This window comes from Microvirga antarctica, from assembly GCF_017921815.1.
Classification (GTDB): Bacteria; Pseudomonadota; Alphaproteobacteria; order Rhizobiales; family Beijerinckiaceae; genus Microvirga; species Microvirga antarctica.
Genome location: NZ_JAGEMM010000130.1, coordinates 1 through 287, shown reverse-complemented (window position 1 = coordinate 287; position 287 = coordinate 1). Strand labels below are relative to the sequence as shown.

The 287-nt window shown below is 51.6% G+C and carries 1 protein-coding gene; it reads right to left on the bottom strand.

All coding sequences use genetic code 11. The features are described from left to right. Positions 1-287 (bottom strand): extracellular solute-binding protein (locus J4G32_RS21160; protein WP_210497675.1); only part of this gene is annotated, 287 nt, incomplete at both ends.

Genomic DNA, 287 nt, shown 5'->3' with positions numbered 1-287 from the left:
AGATAATTAAGGAACTGGTAGGCCTCGTCTTTATTTTTGGCGTCAGCCGGCATGGCAAACACATCAAAAAACGCCATTGCCCCCTCTTTGGGGATCGAGAAAGAGATATTGACGCCATTTTTCGCCTCTTTCGCCCGGTTAGCGGCCTGCCAGACATCGCCCGCCCAACCGATGGCCACACAGGTATCGCCATTAGCCAGATCGTTAATGTATTGCGAGGAGTGGAAATAGCGAATGTTTGGCCGTAGCTTCAACAACAGATCGGTTGCCGGGCCGGTATAGTCATC